Annotated in this window: 12 protein-coding genes, 3 tRNA genes, 1 pseudogene and 1 CRISPR repeat array; of the genes and pseudogenes, 7 read left to right on the forward strand and 9 right to left on the reverse strand. The window is 48.3% G+C overall.

Translation table 11 applies throughout. The features are described from left to right. Positions 1 to 413: 413 nt before the first annotated feature. A complete protein-coding gene (locus ACR0QV_RS06620) occupies positions 414 to 911 on the reverse strand; it encodes a hypothetical protein (RefSeq protein ID WP_432635618.1) in 498 nt (165 codons plus the stop codon). Between the two features lie 214 nt (positions 912 to 1,125). On the opposite strand from ACR0QV_RS06620, the gene ACR0QV_RS06625 reads away from it, so the two are divergent. The 5 genes from ACR0QV_RS06625 (at position 1,126) to ACR0QV_RS06645 (ending at position 9,106) form a co-directional block, all read left to right on the forward strand. Further along, positions 1,126 to 1,890, forward strand: a complete 765-nt coding sequence (locus ACR0QV_RS06625) for an ankyrin repeat domain-containing protein (protein WP_432635620.1) — start codon at positions 1,126 to 1,128, stop codon at positions 1,888 to 1,890. Between the two features lie 141 nt (positions 1,891 to 2,031). Next, positions 2,032 to 5,568, forward strand: a complete 3,537-nt coding sequence (cas9, locus tag ACR0QV_RS06630) for a type II CRISPR RNA-guided endonuclease Cas9 (RefSeq protein WP_432635622.1) — start codon at positions 2,032 to 2,034, stop codon at positions 5,566 to 5,568. Continuing rightward, positions 5,546 to 6,529 carry a type II CRISPR-associated endonuclease Cas1 gene (gene cas1, locus ACR0QV_RS06635; RefSeq protein ID WP_432635624.1) on the forward strand — a complete coding sequence of 328 codons (984 nt, stop codon included), beginning with the start codon at positions 5,546 to 5,548 and terminating at the stop codon, positions 6,527 to 6,529. Before cas9 ends, cas1 begins: the two co-directional genes overlap by 23 nt. Continuing rightward, entirely contained in the window at positions 6,516 to 6,860 is a 345-nt protein-coding gene (gene cas2, locus ACR0QV_RS06640; protein WP_432635626.1) for a CRISPR-associated endonuclease Cas2, read from the forward strand. The genes cas1 and cas2 overlap by 14 nt, the downstream gene beginning before the upstream one ends. A 155-nt stretch (positions 6,861 to 7,015) precedes the next feature. Then, positions 7,016 to 7,645: direct repeats of the CRISPR family, unit length 36 nt; unit sequence CAAATCTTACCTTATTCTTCGGTGCCTAATAGGAAC. Between the two features lie 219 nt (positions 7,646 to 7,864). Further along, on the forward strand, positions 7,865 to 9,106 hold the full coding sequence (locus tag ACR0QV_RS06645; protein ID WP_432635628.1) for a methyltransferase RsmF C-terminal domain-like protein: 1,242 nt from the start codon (positions 7,865 to 7,867) through the stop codon (positions 9,104 to 9,106). Positions 9,107 to 9,109: 3 nt separating this feature from the next. Here the strand turns inward: ACR0QV_RS06645 and ACR0QV_RS06650 are convergent. The 6 genes and pseudogenes from ACR0QV_RS06650 to ACR0QV_RS06675 all read right to left on the reverse strand — a co-directional run bounded on the left by ACR0QV_RS06650 (position 9,110) and on the right by ACR0QV_RS06675 (position 11,750). Continuing rightward, positions 9,110 to 10,292: pseudogene (locus tag ACR0QV_RS06650) on the reverse strand (nucleotide sugar dehydrogenase). 28 nt (positions 10,293 to 10,320) lie between these two features. Next, positions 10,321 to 10,899, reverse strand: coding sequence for an HNH endonuclease (locus ACR0QV_RS06655; protein ID WP_432635630.1), 579 nt, complete (start codon positions 10,897 to 10,899; stop codon positions 10,321 to 10,323). Between the two features lie 153 nt (positions 10,900 to 11,052). Next, positions 11,053 to 11,128, reverse strand: a tRNA-Pro gene (locus ACR0QV_RS06660). A 15-nt stretch (positions 11,129 to 11,143) separates the two neighbouring features. Then, positions 11,144 to 11,218 (reverse strand) — tRNA-Pro (locus tag ACR0QV_RS06665). 38 nt (positions 11,219 to 11,256) lie between these two features. Further along, positions 11,257 to 11,595 (reverse strand): MerR family transcriptional regulator, encoded by a 339-nt coding sequence (locus ACR0QV_RS06670; RefSeq protein ID WP_432635632.1) that lies wholly within the window; start codon positions 11,593 to 11,595, stop codon positions 11,257 to 11,259. 83 nt (positions 11,596 to 11,678) lie between these two features. Next, positions 11,679 to 11,750, reverse strand: a tRNA-Arg gene (locus tag ACR0QV_RS06675). Between the two features lie 149 nt (positions 11,751 to 11,899). Here ACR0QV_RS06675 and ACR0QV_RS06680 point away from each other — a divergent pair. Beyond that, a complete protein-coding gene (locus tag ACR0QV_RS06680) occupies positions 11,900 to 12,301 on the forward strand; it encodes a copper resistance protein NlpE (RefSeq protein ID WP_432635634.1) in 402 nt (133 codons plus the stop codon). 232 nt (positions 12,302 to 12,533) lie between these two features. Continuing rightward, positions 12,534 to 13,271 (forward strand): type IV pilin protein, encoded by a 738-nt coding sequence (locus ACR0QV_RS06685; RefSeq protein ID WP_432635636.1) that lies wholly within the window; start codon positions 12,534 to 12,536, stop codon positions 13,269 to 13,271. Positions 13,272 to 13,273: 2 nt separating this feature from the next. Here the strand turns inward: ACR0QV_RS06685 and nagA are convergent, their stop codons facing one another. Next, the gene (nagA, locus tag ACR0QV_RS06690; RefSeq protein ID WP_432635638.1) at positions 13,274 to 14,413 is read right to left on the reverse strand and encodes an N-acetylglucosamine-6-phosphate deacetylase; all 1,140 of its coding nucleotides are present in this window, start codon (positions 14,411 to 14,413) and stop codon (positions 13,274 to 13,276) included. 1 nt (position 14,414) lies between these two features. Then, positions 14,415 to 15,233 carry a glucosamine-6-phosphate deaminase gene (gene nagB / locus ACR0QV_RS06695; protein WP_432635640.1) on the reverse strand — a complete coding sequence of 273 codons (819 nt, stop codon included), beginning with the start codon at positions 15,231 to 15,233 and terminating at the stop codon, positions 14,415 to 14,417. Between the last annotated feature and the right edge of the window lie 13 nt (positions 15,234 to 15,246).

Raw genomic sequence — 15,246 nt, forward strand, 5'->3', positions numbered from 1 at the left:
GAAACTACACGTCTGTCTTTAAAAAAATTATCCCTAGAACAACCTTTGACTATTAGACCGTACTTGCCTTAATAAGGGACTTTTTGACTTTAACAAAAATAATTTACTGCCACCCATTAGAACTTATTAGAATAGTAAACCTCGCTACCCACGACGCACGGCCAACACCGTTTGAGGCAATGCCCGTCCTGCCCAGTGGGTGTACAAAAAATTTAAAGGAAAGAAATATTAAAAAACTTTGCAACTTGCCCCTCCCTCCTTAATACACCTCTACAATAAACCTACATTAGTTTGTGTACCTTAAAAAAGTCATTACCTTATACTTTAAATAGACAGCAGCCCCAGCCAGCCTTTGCGACTTGGGAATTTTATGTATCTTCCAGCCGTGGCGGCGTTGTAGGGCTGAAATCCTCTTATCTTTTTTCTATTACCCTGCCGTCCCAATGCGTTAAATTGGGCGTATGCACTAAATACCACTTTTTAAAGTAATCATCAATTTTGCCTATTTCCGCTTTTACTCCCCTGCGCAACTTTTCAACTTGTTTTAAATAGCCGCTTTTGGTAAAATAATGTCCCAATTTACAAGGCTCCTGCCAAAATTTCTTGGATAATATCGGCGCCCGCTCAAAGAAATCTGTATCCAGCCGCATTTCCTTTTCATTATTGGGGCGGACTTTATAGGCTAGTCCAGCCGTATTGTTAAGTAGCGAAAGCGATTTGAGCCGCGGGGTAAGTTCAAAAGCCATTATACGTATTTGTATATAATTATCTTTCCTGCATATAGTGGTAGTGAGCAACTCCAAAAATTTGCCCTCACGCAAGCGGCACATATCGTACATATACCCCAATCCCGCGTAGTATCCAAACCAAGCGTCCTTGAAGGGTGCGCTAACAAAATTTTTCTCTGTCATAATAGGGAGAATATCTTGCAGAAAAATATCCGTCCTCGCTTGCAGTATTTCTTTGCTCGTTGCCTTATACCAAAACATTTTTCAAATCCTTGGGGAATTATTCCGTCCACATCTTGTCAAAGTATAGCATTTTTAGCGCCCGAACTTATTTGCCGCCCGCCCGAAAAATACAAGGCGACAAACTGTTGTCGCCGGGGAGTGCTATGATAAACATATGGAACCATTAATTGAAGCATACTTGTCTGGTAACGCGAAGCGCCTCCGCCAACTGGTGCTAGGCGGGGCGGATGTCAATCGGCCAATGCGCGAGTACCCGGGCGATATTTTGTTGGAGCCTTGTTTGGCTAAAAATATCCGCCTGGTGCAGTTTTTACTAAGTCGCGGCGCCCGGCCCACGGGGGCACTTCTGGCGGACCTGATTGGGTATAGTGGCATTTTGCCCGGGCGGTATCTGGCTAGACTCTTGCGGCGGCTGTTAAAAGCCGGGGCAGACCCAAACGCAACGGAGCGCGGGCACACTCTCTTGTGGTGGGCCGCAGAGAGCGGCGATCCGCTCACGCGCGACAATGCCCGGCTGGCGTCCGTATTGCTAAAATTCGGCGCGGACCCCAATATGAAAAATGCTCCTTGCAAGGCTGACTATAATCCCCAAGAAACGCCCCTTTTGCGGGCGGCGTATTGCAACCAATCTGCTATGCTCATTAAATTGCTTAAATACGGGGCGGATATAAATACTGTGGATAATTACGGGCGAAATGCGCTTTTTTACGCGGCAATGGGTATGGGGCGGTTACCCGTCTATAAGTGCTTGGTACGGCACCATATTGATTTGCAGCACCGCCTGCCGGACGGGACAAGCATTACGGATTATATGCGGAATTTGTCCCCGTTTGTAAGCGGACAGGCCGAGGCGTATTTAATCGGTTGCGGGGCTCCGCGTCCTACTATCCCGCGTGCCAAACTTCGCCCTAACCAATAATCCAAGCCGCTATACTTTTGTGCGCTTTATTGCTATCCCCTCGCCCACCCGGCTTTTGCTTGCATAAAAAACCTGCTTTTTGTATTGTATGGATATATACTTGCTTTTCTTCCTCGTTAAATTTTTCTATTGGAGCATACTATGGCAAATTACCGTTGGGGTATTGATTTGGGCACATCTTCTATTGGCGTAGCCGTTTACGAGACGGACGATAACGGCAAAATCCTTTCTTTAAAACATTTGGACAGTTATATCTTTGGCGAGCCTGTGGCCCCCAAGGAAATGGTAACTTTGAACACCGCCCGCCGTGCGGCGCGTTTGATTCGCCGTCAGGTGGAGCGCAAGGCGGCACGCCTTAAAAAAATGTCCTACATTGCTAAATCCTTGGGCGTTACGCCGGAAGTTCTGCGCGCCACGCCGGAGGACGTTATCGCCTTGCGTGCCAAAGCGGTGCGGGAGGAAATTTCTATCCCGCAACTTATCAAGGTGCTTAGCCACATCGTCAAAAACCGCGGCTACAAGGGTACTTTGTCCGCAGAGGACAAAGGCACCGTCGGCAAAAAATTATCCCAAACGGCGCAAGCCCTTACCGGGGGCAAAACCTTGGGCGAACTCTTGTACGAGCGCAAAACGCAGGCCAACGGCCAGCCGTGGCGGAAGGTGGAAGAAGACGGTACCTTTATTTACCGCCAATTAGTAGAGGACGAATTTGCCCGCATTTGGGACACGCAAGCCAAGTTCCACCCGGAGTTAAACGGCTCCTACGCCGTGTGGGGGGATAAAATGTTCCCTGATTTTCCGGGCAAAACGGAAATTCCGCTGAAAGATGCCTTCCACTCTGCAATGTTTTACCAACGCCCGATAAAGTGGGAATTGGAAACGGTCGGGAACTGCGACATTTATCCCACGGAAAAGCGCGCCGCCGCGGCCCAAATTGCCTACCAGCATTACCGTATGGCAAAGGTTCTGGCCGATTTGCGCGTGCGCAATAAAAACACGCGTGAAAGCGTCCCGCTCACCTTGGCGCAAAAGACCCAACTTTTTAATTTCTTGGACGCCAACACGGCGGAATATTCGGCGGAAACAAAGGCCGTTCCGTTTGCCACGCTATATAAGGATTTGGGCTTGCCGGAAGGGTGTACCTTTACCTTGGACCGCACCTACCACGCCCGGGGCGGGCTGAAAGGCAACACCACCTTGTACGCGTTTGAAAAGGCGGGCGTTTTAAACGACTGGGCCAATTTAACCGACGAAGCGCAAGAATTGGTCTTGGAATTTTTAGCCAATGTTTCCACCCTGTCGGACATTATGGACAATTCGGACGCGTACATAAAAGACCGTGTACCGGAATTAACCAAAAACTTAAAGCCTACCTCTCAGGATTGCGAAGCGTGCTATCAGTTTATTTTGAAGTTAAAAGAGCGCAACGTATTGCCAGAGTTGTCGTTGGAGCAAGGGCGCAGTTCGTACAGCATTAAAGCGCTTAAAATGCTGACGGAGCGCATTATGCAGGGCGAGCAAGAGGCGGATGTCTTGGCGGAAATAGAAGCGCAAAAAACGCACCCGCAGGGCAAATTCCGCTCTACCGAGGCTATTTTGAAGGAGCAAGCCATTAACGACCCGGTGGTTTCCCGTTCGCTCGCGGAGTTTAGGCGGGTAATGGCTTATACTTTGCACAAGTTTGGCCAGCCGGCCGAAGTGGTGGTGGAACTTTCCCGCGACATTAAAAACTCCTTGCGCCGCCGCCAATTTTTGGAAGGACAAAATAAAGTCCAGGCGGACGCGCGCAAAGAGGCTATTGCAGAATTGCAGGCAAATCATACGTTAGTCAGCCCCCGCAATATAGAAAAGTATTTGCTGTGGAAAGAACAGGGACAAATGTGCCCATATAGCGGACAGAATATTGTTTTTTGGCAGGCGTTTGACGAAAAGCAAACGCAGGTGGACCATATTATCCCGCAGCGCGGGGAAATTGGCGGGCCGAACGTGTTTGAAAATAAGGTGTTGGCGTTTACGGACCAAAATAAAGAAAAAAGTAATCGCCTGCCCTACGAGTGGAAATTCCAAGCGGATATAGACGATTACTTGGCCTTGCAAGCCACCAACAAGCAGAAAAAGAAGAATAAAGAGGCGGTTAATTACGATTTTGGCCGCCATAGCACGCTGATTAACTTTGTACAGCATTTGTGGACCCTCTATTCCAAAGAGAAAAAGGGGTATTACTCCGCCCGCGACCACAAATATAAACCCACGCAAAGAGGGGCGCGTATTTTGCGCAAAATTAATAACTTGCTGGCTACGCCCGATGAGGTAAAGCAAGATTTTGTGGCACGCCAGAACCAAGAAACCGCTTGGATAGGCAAAATTGTGCTGGACTGGTGCAAGGACTTTTGCCCCAAGGTTACGCCCTCTTACGGGGCCTTAACCGCCTATTTGCGCGGACAGTTGCATTTTGAGGATGTTCTGCCCTTAATCCGCTTGCAGGAAGGGAAAACTCTCTATGATAAAGACGATAAAGAAATAGACCCCGCCAAATGGCAGGAACTTTACACCAAACATCAGTTAAATTACAAAGAAGCCGGGGCGTTGCAGGAGGATTTTGAGAAGTATTGCAAGGATAAGGACTTACTGACGGAAAGCGATAAACAAAAGGCATATTTTAATTTTGTGCGGGAACAACGTACTCAACTGCAATTTAATAAACGGTGCGACCACCGCCACCACGCGGTGGATGCGGCGGTAATCGGCCTGTGCAATTTGTCCTTGGTGCAACGGGCTTCTGTCCATAATAGAAAGTACGGTACCTTGCATAAAATTGAGGGGATCAATTCGGACGGTACCCGCAATAAAGATAAAGACATCCCGGGCTTTATGTTGGAAAATATCCCGCAATACGCGGCCCTGCGCGACGCCGTGCAAGCCCGTTTAACCAATTATGTGGTATGGCATAAGCCGGACCACTTTCCAAGCGGCGCGCTGTTTGACCAAACGGCGTATAATGTGCTGCCCAAAGACGGCGAAAAACGCTTTGTAAAGCGCGCCCCGCTTTCCAGTTTCTTAAAGGCAAACGCAAAGAAAACCTTGGAAAACTTGGAGAAACTGCTGTTTTGCGACGCGGAAAAAAACGAAATTATTGCCAAGTTTAAAGAACGCTTGGCGCAGGGGATGACGCAAGAGGAAGCCTTGTGCGGAAAGAAAGACGACCCCGCTGACGGGATTTATTACCGCGGAAATAAAGTTAAGCAAGTAAAATATATGTATTTAACCGGGCGTGGCGTCCGCGTGTTTGACGAAAACGCGGATAAAGAAATTTCTAACACGGATAAAGTAGGCACTTCGCACAAAAAAGCCTATCAAAACGGCGGGTACGCCTGTATGGATTTTGACGCGAAAACAGGCAAAAAGTTGGCGCTTGTTCCGCTGTGGAAGTATGGCAAACAAAAGCAAGTACCGCCCGGCGTGGTGCGCGTGTTTATTGGGGATATGTTGTTTGATAAAACGGAAAAGCAATTTTATACAGTTAAATCATATAGTGCGCAGGCGGGCTTGGTATTGCAATTAAATACCGAAGTACAGAAGGCGGAAGTTAGAACTTCCAATATTAAAAATTACAGCGTGGTATCCAGCAGGCAGGATATCGCCAAATTAAAGAACAATGAGCATACAACATCTGATTAGTATTGATAGGGAAGCCAAACTATCTATTGATACGGGTAGGCTCAAAATAACCTTTCAAAACGCGGGCGAAACGCATTTTATCGCCGCGTGCGATATTGCCGTGCTGATTTTGGCTAACCCGTGTATCAGTCTGTCTTTGGCCGTTTATCAGGAACTGGCTAAAAACGGGGCGGTAATCCTTACGGCGGGGGAAAAGTATATGCCCTGCGCAATGAGCGTGCCCCTTGGCGTGAATATAGACGGCGCGCGCCGCCCTTTCCAGCAAGCCCAACAGTTGGATAGCGATGCCGCCGGGCAATGCTGGGCGCAGTTGCTCTCGTCCAAGGTGTTGGGCCAAGCCTTGGTGGCAAGCGCGTTTGCGCCGGAACTATCCGAGCGGCTTAAATTAATTGCTAAACACATTGAGCCCGGGGATAAAGAGTGCCGGGAAGCGCAGGCCGCGCAACTGTATTGGCCGGAATTTTTTAAATCGCTTGATAATCCTATTGATTTTAGGGATAAACAGGGGGCCACGGATCCGGTAAACATTGCGCTAAATTACGGCTATGCCGTGTTGCGCGCAATTGTGGCGCGGGGACTGGCGGGGGCGGGGCTGTGCCTAAATTTTGGGGTGGGGCATTGCCGGAAGGATAATCCCTTCAACTTGGCCGACGATTTTATAGAGCCCTTTCGCTTTTTGGCGGACCGGGCCGTATATCAAATTTTTAGGGATAACCACCCGACCAGTTTTGATAAAGAGGTTAAAAAGCAACTGCTTTCTGCGTTGCTTGCAAGCACAATTACTATTGCAGGGAAGACATACCGCTTATTCCAAGGCGTAGATTTTGCCGTCAATAGTTATTGTTTAAGTTTGCAGGACACACGCCGCAAATTACTGCTGCCCAATTTGCCCGCCCGCCCCGGGAAGGCTCCCACGGCCTCCCTGTGGCAAGCCACGCAGTTTCCCTATGAAACCCAATAGTTGGCGCATTATGTGGGTGGTGGCGGTGTTTGACTTACCGACGCAAACCAAAATCCAGCGCAAGCGGTACGCGGGGTTTCGCAAGTTGCTGCTGCACAACGGGTTTAGTATGATGCAGTATTCTGTATATGTGCGCAATGTGCCCACAATGCACCAGGCGCAGGCCCTAATAAAACAGTTAGGGCCGCAAACGCCGCCGCAGGGGCAGTGCGCTTTTTTGATGATTACCGACAAACAATTTGGCCTGACGAGAAACTTCTATGGGCCGTCTTTACGGCAAGAAAAAATCCCCAAAAAGCACGAGCAACTCATACTTTTTGAGGATTTTTAATTATTTACAACCAAATTAAAACTAATTTAAGTGGGAATAAATCCCTTTGCGGGCTTGAAAGCCCTTGTTACCTAAGTTGAGGCACAAATAAGAATAAGGTTCCTGAAATTATTTTACCAAAAAGGCTTATTTTTTAACAACTTTTTATAGTTTATCAAATCTTACCTTATTCTTCGGTGCCTAATAGGAACTAGTTTAACAATATTAAAAATATTGATATTCAAATCTTACCTTATTCTTCGGTGCCTAATAGGAACCTCCGGGGCGTTATCCCCGTTCATTATACCCAAATCTTACCTTATTCTTCGGTGCCTAATAGGAACATGCTATCAGGTTGATTGCTAATTATTTTAACAAATCTTACCTTATTCTTCGGTGCCTAATAGGAACGGGAAATCTGTTATAATATCTCTTTCTCTACAAATCTTACCTTATTCTTCGGTGCCTAATAGGAACGATAGGTGTCCCAAAGTCCAAAATCGTCCACAAATCTTACCTTATTCTTCGGTGCCTAATAGGAACTAACATAAACGTAACGCTGATTGTAACAACCAAATCTTACCTTATTCTTCGGTGCCTAATAGGAACAGAAAATTTTACAAAAGCCCGCAAAAAGGCCAAATCTTACCTTATTCTTCGGTGCCTAATAGGAACGGGAGGGTATTAATATATATTATTATATCCAAATCTTACCTTATTCTTCGGTGCCTAATAGGAACAACTTTTTTGCTCTAAACCAGCGCGGGCTACAAATCTTACCTTATTCTTCGGTGCCTAATAGGAACAAGATAAGTAGTTTTCCTTATTTGGCAATTTTTTCACCTAGTAATAAGATATCCTATTTCTTTTCAAAGAACTACTTATATTTTAATAAGCGCGCGGCGTAAAGTCAAGGTGTAATTTCAGTTGCGCCGCGCACCTTATTCGCTCCGTGGCTTGGCTCGTTTGAAAATCTCGTCCATTGTTCCCTGTCTTGTGCAAATATTTGTACAATAAAGTTACATATGAACTTACCGCAAGAATTTACCCAATATACCGCTAATTTGTTCGGCCCACAGCGTTGGAAGCGCTTTGTGCAGGCGTTTGCACAGGAAGCGGCGGTAAGTGTGCGCCTTAACCCGTGGAAGGCCACGGAAAACCCGTTCCCGCAGGCCGAGCCTGTGCCGTGGTGCCAAGGGGGATTTTGGCTAAACGAGCGCCCGGCTTTCACGCGCGACCCGCTCCTCCACGCCGGGGTGTATTATGTGCAGGAGGCGGGCTCGCTCTTCTTGGACCACGTCCTGCGCCATTGGGTTACGGGCCCTGTCAGCGCGCTAGATTTGTGCGCCGCACCGGGGGGAAAATCTACCCTAATGCGTGCCGCCCTGCCCGAGGGTTCCGTGCTGGTCAGCAACGAGATTGACCGCCGCCGCGCCAATATCCTTTTGGAAAATATCCTTAAACAAGGCCATCCGGACGCCTTGGTTACGCACAACGCGCCCAAGGATTTTGCGAAAACGGACTTGATTTTTGATGTGATTTTGGCGGACGTGCCGTGTTCGGGAGAGGGGCTTTTTCGTCGTGATGAGGGCGCCATAAAAGAGTGGAGCCCGCAAAATGTACATTTTTGTGCCGAACGCCAACGGCAGATTTTGCGCGATATTTGGCCGTGCCTCAAAGACGGGGGCCTGCTGATTTACAGCACTTGTACCTTTAACACGCACGAAAATGAGGAAAACGTCCGCTGGCTTGCTGACGAATTAGGTGCGGAAATTTTGTCCGTGCCCGTGCAGCCCGCGTGGCAGATTACGGGCAGTCTGCTGGACGGGTGGGAGCAACCCGTGTACCGTTTTATCCCGGGCACAACCCGTAGCGAGGGGCTCTTTATGGCGGTGCTTCGCAAAACGGGGGGAAATCGGGCTTTTGCAACTTTGCCCGCTTCTCTGCGTACGCAAGTAAAAAAATACCCGCTTTTGCACTTGCTTTCCGACGGACAGCCCAAGCCCGAAACCAAAGGCTGGGAGCAAATCCCGTCTATTGCGCAGGCGCTTTCGCTTACCACAAAGGAAGCGGATTTTCCGCGCGCGGAACTGCCGTTGGACGCGGCTTTGCGCTATTTGCACCGGGAAGCCCTCGTCTTGCCAGCGGGTACGCCGCGCGGCTTTGTGCTGGTAACGTATCAGGGCCACCCGCTCGGCTTTGTAAAAAACTTGGGCGACCGCGCCAACAATCTCTATCCCAAACCCTGGGCCATCCGCAGTTTGTAAGGCTTAATCCCTTTTGAATAAATCGCGCGTATAGACTTTGCCTTGCACGTCGTCTAAGGCGCTTGCGTAACGGTTGGCAATAATCAGCGAGGAGCGCTGTTTGAAGTCGGATAAATTGTTTACCACTTCGCACCCGTGGAAAGATGAGCCGTTTTCCAAGGACGGTTCGTAAATAATAATTTTTGTCCCTTTGGTTTGCAGGCGTTTGATAATGCCTTGTATGGCACTCTGCCTGAAATTATCACTCCCCGATTTCATCGTCAAACGATATACGCCGATTACTGTGTCGGGTGTAACGCTTGCTTGTTGAAAGATGCGTTCGGCGATAAAATTTTTGCGCGTGCGGTTGGCGGCTACAATGGCGGAAATGATGTTTTGCGGTACATCTTGGTAATTCGCCAGCAGTTGCTTGGAATCTTTGGGCAGACAATAGCCGCCGTAGCCAAAAGAGGGGTTATTATAGGAGTCGCCGATACGTGGGTCCAGGCAGACGGCCTCAATAATCTGCCGGCTATTGAGCCCGTTCAGTTCGGCATAGGTGTCCAGTTCGTTAAAATAACCCACGCGCAAGGCCAAATAGGTGTTTGAAAATAGTTTCACGGCTTCGGCTTCCGTGTAGCCCATAATTAAGGTTTTGATATTAGGTTTTGGCGCGCTTTGTTTGAGTAAATCAGCAAAGACTTCCGCTTGTTTGGTTAAAAATTCGTCCGAGAGGTCCGTCCCTACCACAATGCGGGAAGGATATAAGTTATCATATAGTGCTTGCCCTTCGCGCAGAAATTCCGGGCTGAACAAAATGTTTTTTAGCCCCATTTTTTCGCGGATTTTACGCGTATAACCCAGCGGAATTGTGGATTTGATAACCACGGTAGCGGCGGGAGTATATTTTTTGACCAGTCGGATGACGTCCTCCACCGCGGACGTATTAAAATAGTTTTGCTGAGGGGCGTAATTGGTGGGCGTGGCGATGATGACGAAATCCGCATTTGTATAGGCGGTTTGCGGGTCCAAGGTAGCGGATAAATGAAGCGGTTTTGATGCCAAAAATTCTTCTATTTCCTTGTCTGCAATGGGGGACTTTTGATGATTAATTAAATCCACCTTTTGGGGCATAATGTCTATGGCGGGCAAGCAACGTAGCAAGCGAAAGCCCCACATATCCCATCCCGGCAACTGCAATCTTCATATTTTAGTGTACCTCAAAAGAAATATTACTAATTAAGATGTTTTTTTGTTGCAAAATTTTTAACGACGCTGTCTATTTCACAAACATCTCTATTAGTAAGCGGGTTGTTTAACGTCCCTGCGCACTGGTGGCATAAGTAAATTATTTTTAGGTATTTTTTCTCCAATAGCGGAGGAAGAAAATCCGATGGGTGTTTGGTCCCCTGATGCTGTTGGCAGAAAAAAGTATAGAGCCCTTTTTGGCCCTTTGCACTATTGCAACTTTCGCAAGCCCATATTAAATTGTGAATTCCTTGTATATGGTCGCAATGGGGACAGCGTTCATTTACCAGCAATGTTTTGGGGACAATATGCTCTTGGGACAAGTTTTCCGTACTGCCACAATAAATACACTTTTTCTCACTATTGACCAGTTGCCAATCTTCTCTCAAAATATCAGACCACTTTTTTTCATTATCTCTTAATTGACGAAATGTCTTTTTTATAAAACCATAAGAGGCTTTTTTTGCCTGAACGCCGTCTTTGTGTTTTAACGCAGATTTCGCAATAATTTTAGCATACTGATATAGAATAAAATCTCGTATTGTTTGTACTTCGTTATCGGGCATCATCATCTCCTATATCTATCAAATTGCTTCCAAGTATTACATAATTATTTTTATTATATCATTAAAAAATGTTTGGTTTGGAGAGAAAATAGGAGTTTTGCCTGGGAAAAATATAAAACAAAAAAGCCGCTTAGTTAAAAGCGGCTTTCTAAATGGTCGGGGCGGCGGGATTCGAACCCACGACCTCACGGTCCCGAACCGTGCGCGCTACCATCTGCGCTACGCCCCGTAAATAATTTTTAAATGGTCGGGAAGGCGGGAATCGAACCCGCGATCTCTCGCACCCCAAGCGAGCGCTCTACCTCTGAGCCACTCCCCGTAAAATAGTCTTTTCCTGACTACCTAAATATTTTATCATTATTTTAACAATTCTTCCAGTGTTTCTTTTATTTCCGTCAGAAGTTTCACATCGCTATGGGCTTTTTCGGCCTTATTTGCCGACAGGAATTGATACTTGGAGAGTTGTTTTTTGGCGCCTTCCAGCGTCAATTTGTGCTTATAAATTAAATCCTTAATTTTGAGAATAGTGTAAACATCTTCCTTGGTGTAGCGGCGGTGTCCGCTTTCTAGGCGAATTGGGCGGATGAGGCCGAACTCGGCTTCCCAGTAGCGCACGGAATATTCCGGCACGCCGGTGATGCGCTTTACGTCGCCGATGGAAAAATAATCCTTCTGCTCAATTTCTTCTATTCCCATATTTGTATTATATCAATTTGAGGGGGCGGCGTGGCGGCGCTGTATTTAACGCAGAAGCCCCGCAACAGCGAGGCTTTTAAATTTGCGCCCGGCGGGAGTCGAACCCACATTTCCAGCTTCGGAGGCTGACGCTCTATCCATTGAACTACGGGCGCGGAAAGCGTTTCTTTTATTTTATCAAAATTTGGCGGCCTGCGCTTTTAAGTTTCACATTTTCCCGGCGGAAAATATCCCGTTATCTAACCTCAAAAAGGTTCGTTGGCGGGAACCAGTTTTTGATAAAATATGAACCAGGGAGGAAAATATGAAAAAAATTACAGTATTAGTGGCCGCTATTTTATTGGCGGCTTGTAGCAAGCCCGCGCCTGCGCCCGAGGAAGCGGCCCCTTCGGAGCAAGTTTCTGCGGTGGGGGAAATCTATACGGGTGTTTTGCCCGCGGCGGACGGACCGGGTATCAAAACCACGGTTGCGCTTCTGCCGGACGGTACGTTTACTTGGACGAGTGAATATTTGGAAAAAGCCGACGGAGTGTTTGAAGATAAGGGCACCTACACGGTTGAAAACGGAGTGGCTACTCTGACGATTCCTCAGCAAGAGGGCTATTATTTACAACTCTCGCCGGGCCAGGCGGCCCTCTTGGACCAAGACAAGCGGCCGATAACAGGCGACCTAGCCGAAAAGTATATTTTAAAGAAAGCCAATTAGAAAAATCCCCGAGTTCTCCCTCGGGGTTTTTTATGTCGTGGCAGGATAACGGCAAGGAATACTGTTTTTTGTCGTTGTTGTTTAACAGTTGCTTATAAAGGGGTTGTTTCGTTTTTTTTTTTTGTTAAAATTTTGATAAATCGCGGTGGGTGTACCCGGATGTATCCGGGGTATAAGAACGCGTATAAAAGGCTGTTTTGCTCAAATATAAGGGCCTTAACAAGGAGAAAAAATGAAAGGATTTACTTCTATTTTGTCATTCCCGAGTGTCGTAGTCGGGGATCTGTTTTTATTCAAAAAGGCAACGACAACAACGGATCCCCGACTAAATTCCTCGGGGATGACAGCAACGGCAAACGAGAGATCCCGTATAAATACTCTACGGGATGACGGCTTAACAGCACCCAGCCATATGGCCACAACCGCGGGTTTTACCTTAATTGAACTCTTGGTCGTTGTCCTCATTATCGGCATATTGGCGGCAGTGGCGGTGCCGCAGTATCAGTTGGCAGTAGATAAATCTAAATTTGCGTCCAATATGCCGCTGGTGGATGCGGTGGAAAAGGCCCAAGAAGCGTATTATTTGGCAAACGGCCAGTACGCGGATACTTTTGACCAGTTGGATGTGGAAATACCGAAAACCTATGCGTATAAGAAGCCCGAAAGTTGGGGCGGGGATTGCTGGGCGACGGGAGACCCTTGGGGTTATCCGCATATCTGCACCAACCAATGTTATTCTTTTATTGCTCCTTGGACCCCATATGATGCCGTATATTTCCGCACGCATAATTATGCCAGTTCTTATAACAAGGTATGTGCGGATGCCAAACGGGCTTGTAGTGTTAGGATGGAAAAAGCAAGTTCCCAGCCAGCCCGTTGGCGTCGGCTGTGCAAGGCATTAGGTACGGAAACTTCCCAACATTATGCAGGTGGCACCTTTTCTGGCTCACCTAATTGGGATTTGCGCTAATTTTATATCTTTTTTCCGCCTAAAAAGACGGCTTGTAAATTAAGTTGCGGGTCCAATAACACAAGGTCCGCCGCAAAGCCCTCTTCCAAACGCCCTTTGTTGGGCACATTTAATAAGCGCGCGGCGTTGGTGCTTGTCAGTTGTGCGGCTTCGGCGGGCGTGTAGCCAAAGGCTACCAAATTTTTGAAGGCCTGCGCCATTGTCAGGGCGGAGCCCGCAATTACCTTGTCCGTTTTGCGCTTCCAAACGCCGCCGTCCAAAATAACCTCTTCCCCGTTAGCGATAAACGGTCCGTCCGTAAGCCCGGTGGGTTTTAGGGCGTCGGTAATGGCCACGATATTTTCAAGCGGTTTTATCCGGCGCAAAAAGCCGACCACGTCCGGGTGAACGTGTACGCCGTCTGCAATGATTTCGCAGGAAATTTCCGGGTGCATCAGCACCGCTCCGGCGGCACCGGGGGCCCGGTGGTTAAAACCGCTCATCGCATTAAATAAATGCGTGGCGTGTTTTACGCCTTGGTGGGCTCCGCGCAAAAATTCGCCGTAAGTAGCGTTGGTGTGGCCGCCTTGCACCAAAATCCCGTGCGCCAAGCAAAAATCAATAATAGGGCTAATTCCCGGCAGTTCCGGGGCCAGGGTAATGTTAGTGATATGCCCTTGGGCCGCCTCGTACAGGCGTTCCATATCGGCTAATTGCGGGGGAACGATGTCCTGCGGTTTCATTACGCCCGGTTTTTGGGGGGATATAAAAGGCCCCTCCAAGTGAAAACCGATAATTTGGGCGCCCGTTTCCCGGCCCAGTGCCGGCAGTAAGGTTTTTAAAAGGGCTTCCATTTCGTGCGGGCGTGCGCAATAGAGGGTGGGGCAGAAGGCACTTACGCCGTACTTGGCCAGTTTTTGGGACATTTCAAGCAAATCGTTCCTCGTGGCGTTTTCGGGCCCGTACCCGGCAAATCCGTGGATATGCGGGTCAATAAACCCCGGCACGGCAAGCGCGCCTTTGGCATTAAAAATAGGCACATTGGGTAGCGGTGTGCCGTCCGTAATAATTTGTTTGATTTTCCCACCCGAAAGCCACAGTGCCGCCGGACGGATTTCGCCCGCCAGCACCGCACGGGTGTCGGTAATTAGTAAATCTTGCATATTATTCCTCTATGTTCAGCGTCCAATGCGCCCCGGCGGGGGCGGCGGCCATTTGCGCGGCCAGTTGGCCTTTAAAGGGTTCCGGCAGTTGGGCGCACGCTTCGGGATCCGCCAATAAAGTGGCGTGCGGGTGGAGTTTTAAGGCCGTAATGGGCCAGTTTAAGTCCTTGCCCGGTACAGCCAAATGGGCCACGGCTTCGGCCTTTTTGGCGCCGGAAGCCAAAAATAACACTTCTTTGGCATCCGTTACCGTGCCGATCCCCACGGACAAAGCCTGCTTGGGCACGCGGTGCGGGTCGTTTAAAAAGAAGCGGGAATTGGCCTCTATGGTGCTGGGGGTCAAATTGACGAGCCTAGTGCGGGTGTTAAAGGCCGAGCCGGGCTCGTTAAAGGCGATGTGCCCGTTGCGCCCTACGCCGCCCAAAAACAAATCAATCCCGCCCAGCGCGGCAATAGCGGCCTCGTATTGGGCGCACTCTTGGGTTAAATCCTTGGCCTGTCCGTTTAAAATGTGGATATTTTCGGGCTGAAAATCCGTTCCGTCAAATAAATTAAGCCGCATATAACTGTGGTAACTTTGCGGGTGGTCCAGCGGCAGGCCGACGTATTCGTCCATATTAAACGTAACCACATTTTTAAAGGATAATAAGCGGTTTTTGTAGAACAACCGCAAATTGGCGTACATATCTACCACGGTTCCGCCCGTCGGCAGGCCCAGCACAAAGGGCTTTTTGGGCATTGGCGCAAAGGCGTTAATTTTTTCCTTGATGTACGCCGCCGCCCACAAGCCTAAATTCATTTTGGTTACCACTAAACGCATATATAAAAACCCC

Source organism: Candidatus Avelusimicrobium sp., assembly GCF_050873505.1.
GTDB lineage: Bacteria > Elusimicrobiota > Elusimicrobia > Elusimicrobiales > Elusimicrobiaceae > Avelusimicrobium.

Excerpts from the sequence above, each read along its gene's own strand:
- ACR0QV_RS06655 (WP_432635630.1), bottom strand. The coding sequence starts at position 10,899 with ATGCCCGATAACGAAGTACAAACAATACGAGATTTTATTCTATATCAG.
- ACR0QV_RS06620 (WP_432635618.1), bottom strand. The coding sequence starts at position 911 with ATGACAGAGAAAAATTTTGTTAGCGCACCCTTCAAGGACGCTTGGTTT.
- cas2 (WP_432635626.1), top strand. The coding sequence starts at position 6,516 with ATGAAACCCAATAGTTGGCGCATTATGTGGGTGGTGGCGGTGTTTGAC.
- ACR0QV_RS06645 (WP_432635628.1), top strand. The coding sequence starts at position 7,865 with ATGAACTTACCGCAAGAATTTACCCAATATACCGCTAATTTGTTCGGC.
- ACR0QV_RS06685 (WP_432635636.1), top strand. The coding sequence starts at position 12,534 with ATGAAAGGATTTACTTCTATTTTGTCATTCCCGAGTGTCGTAGTCGGG.
- cas9 (WP_432635622.1), top strand. The coding sequence starts at position 2,032 with ATGGCAAATTACCGTTGGGGTATTGATTTGGGCACATCTTCTATTGGC.
- ACR0QV_RS06625 (WP_432635620.1), top strand. The coding sequence starts at position 1,126 with ATGGAACCATTAATTGAAGCATACTTGTCTGGTAACGCGAAGCGCCTC.
- nagB (WP_432635640.1), bottom strand. The coding sequence starts at position 15,233 with ATGCGTTTAGTGGTAACCAAAATGAATTTAGGCTTGTGGGCGGCGGCG.
- nagA (WP_432635638.1), bottom strand. The coding sequence starts at position 14,413 with ATGCAAGATTTACTAATTACCGACACCCGTGCGGTGCTGGCGGGCGAA.
- ACR0QV_RS06670 (WP_432635632.1), bottom strand. The coding sequence starts at position 11,595 with ATGGGAATAGAAGAAATTGAGCAGAAGGATTATTTTTCCATCGGCGAC.
- ACR0QV_RS06680 (WP_432635634.1), top strand. The coding sequence starts at position 11,900 with ATGAAAAAAATTACAGTATTAGTGGCCGCTATTTTATTGGCGGCTTGT.
- cas1 (WP_432635624.1), top strand. The coding sequence starts at position 5,546 with ATGAGCATACAACATCTGATTAGTATTGATAGGGAAGCCAAACTATCT.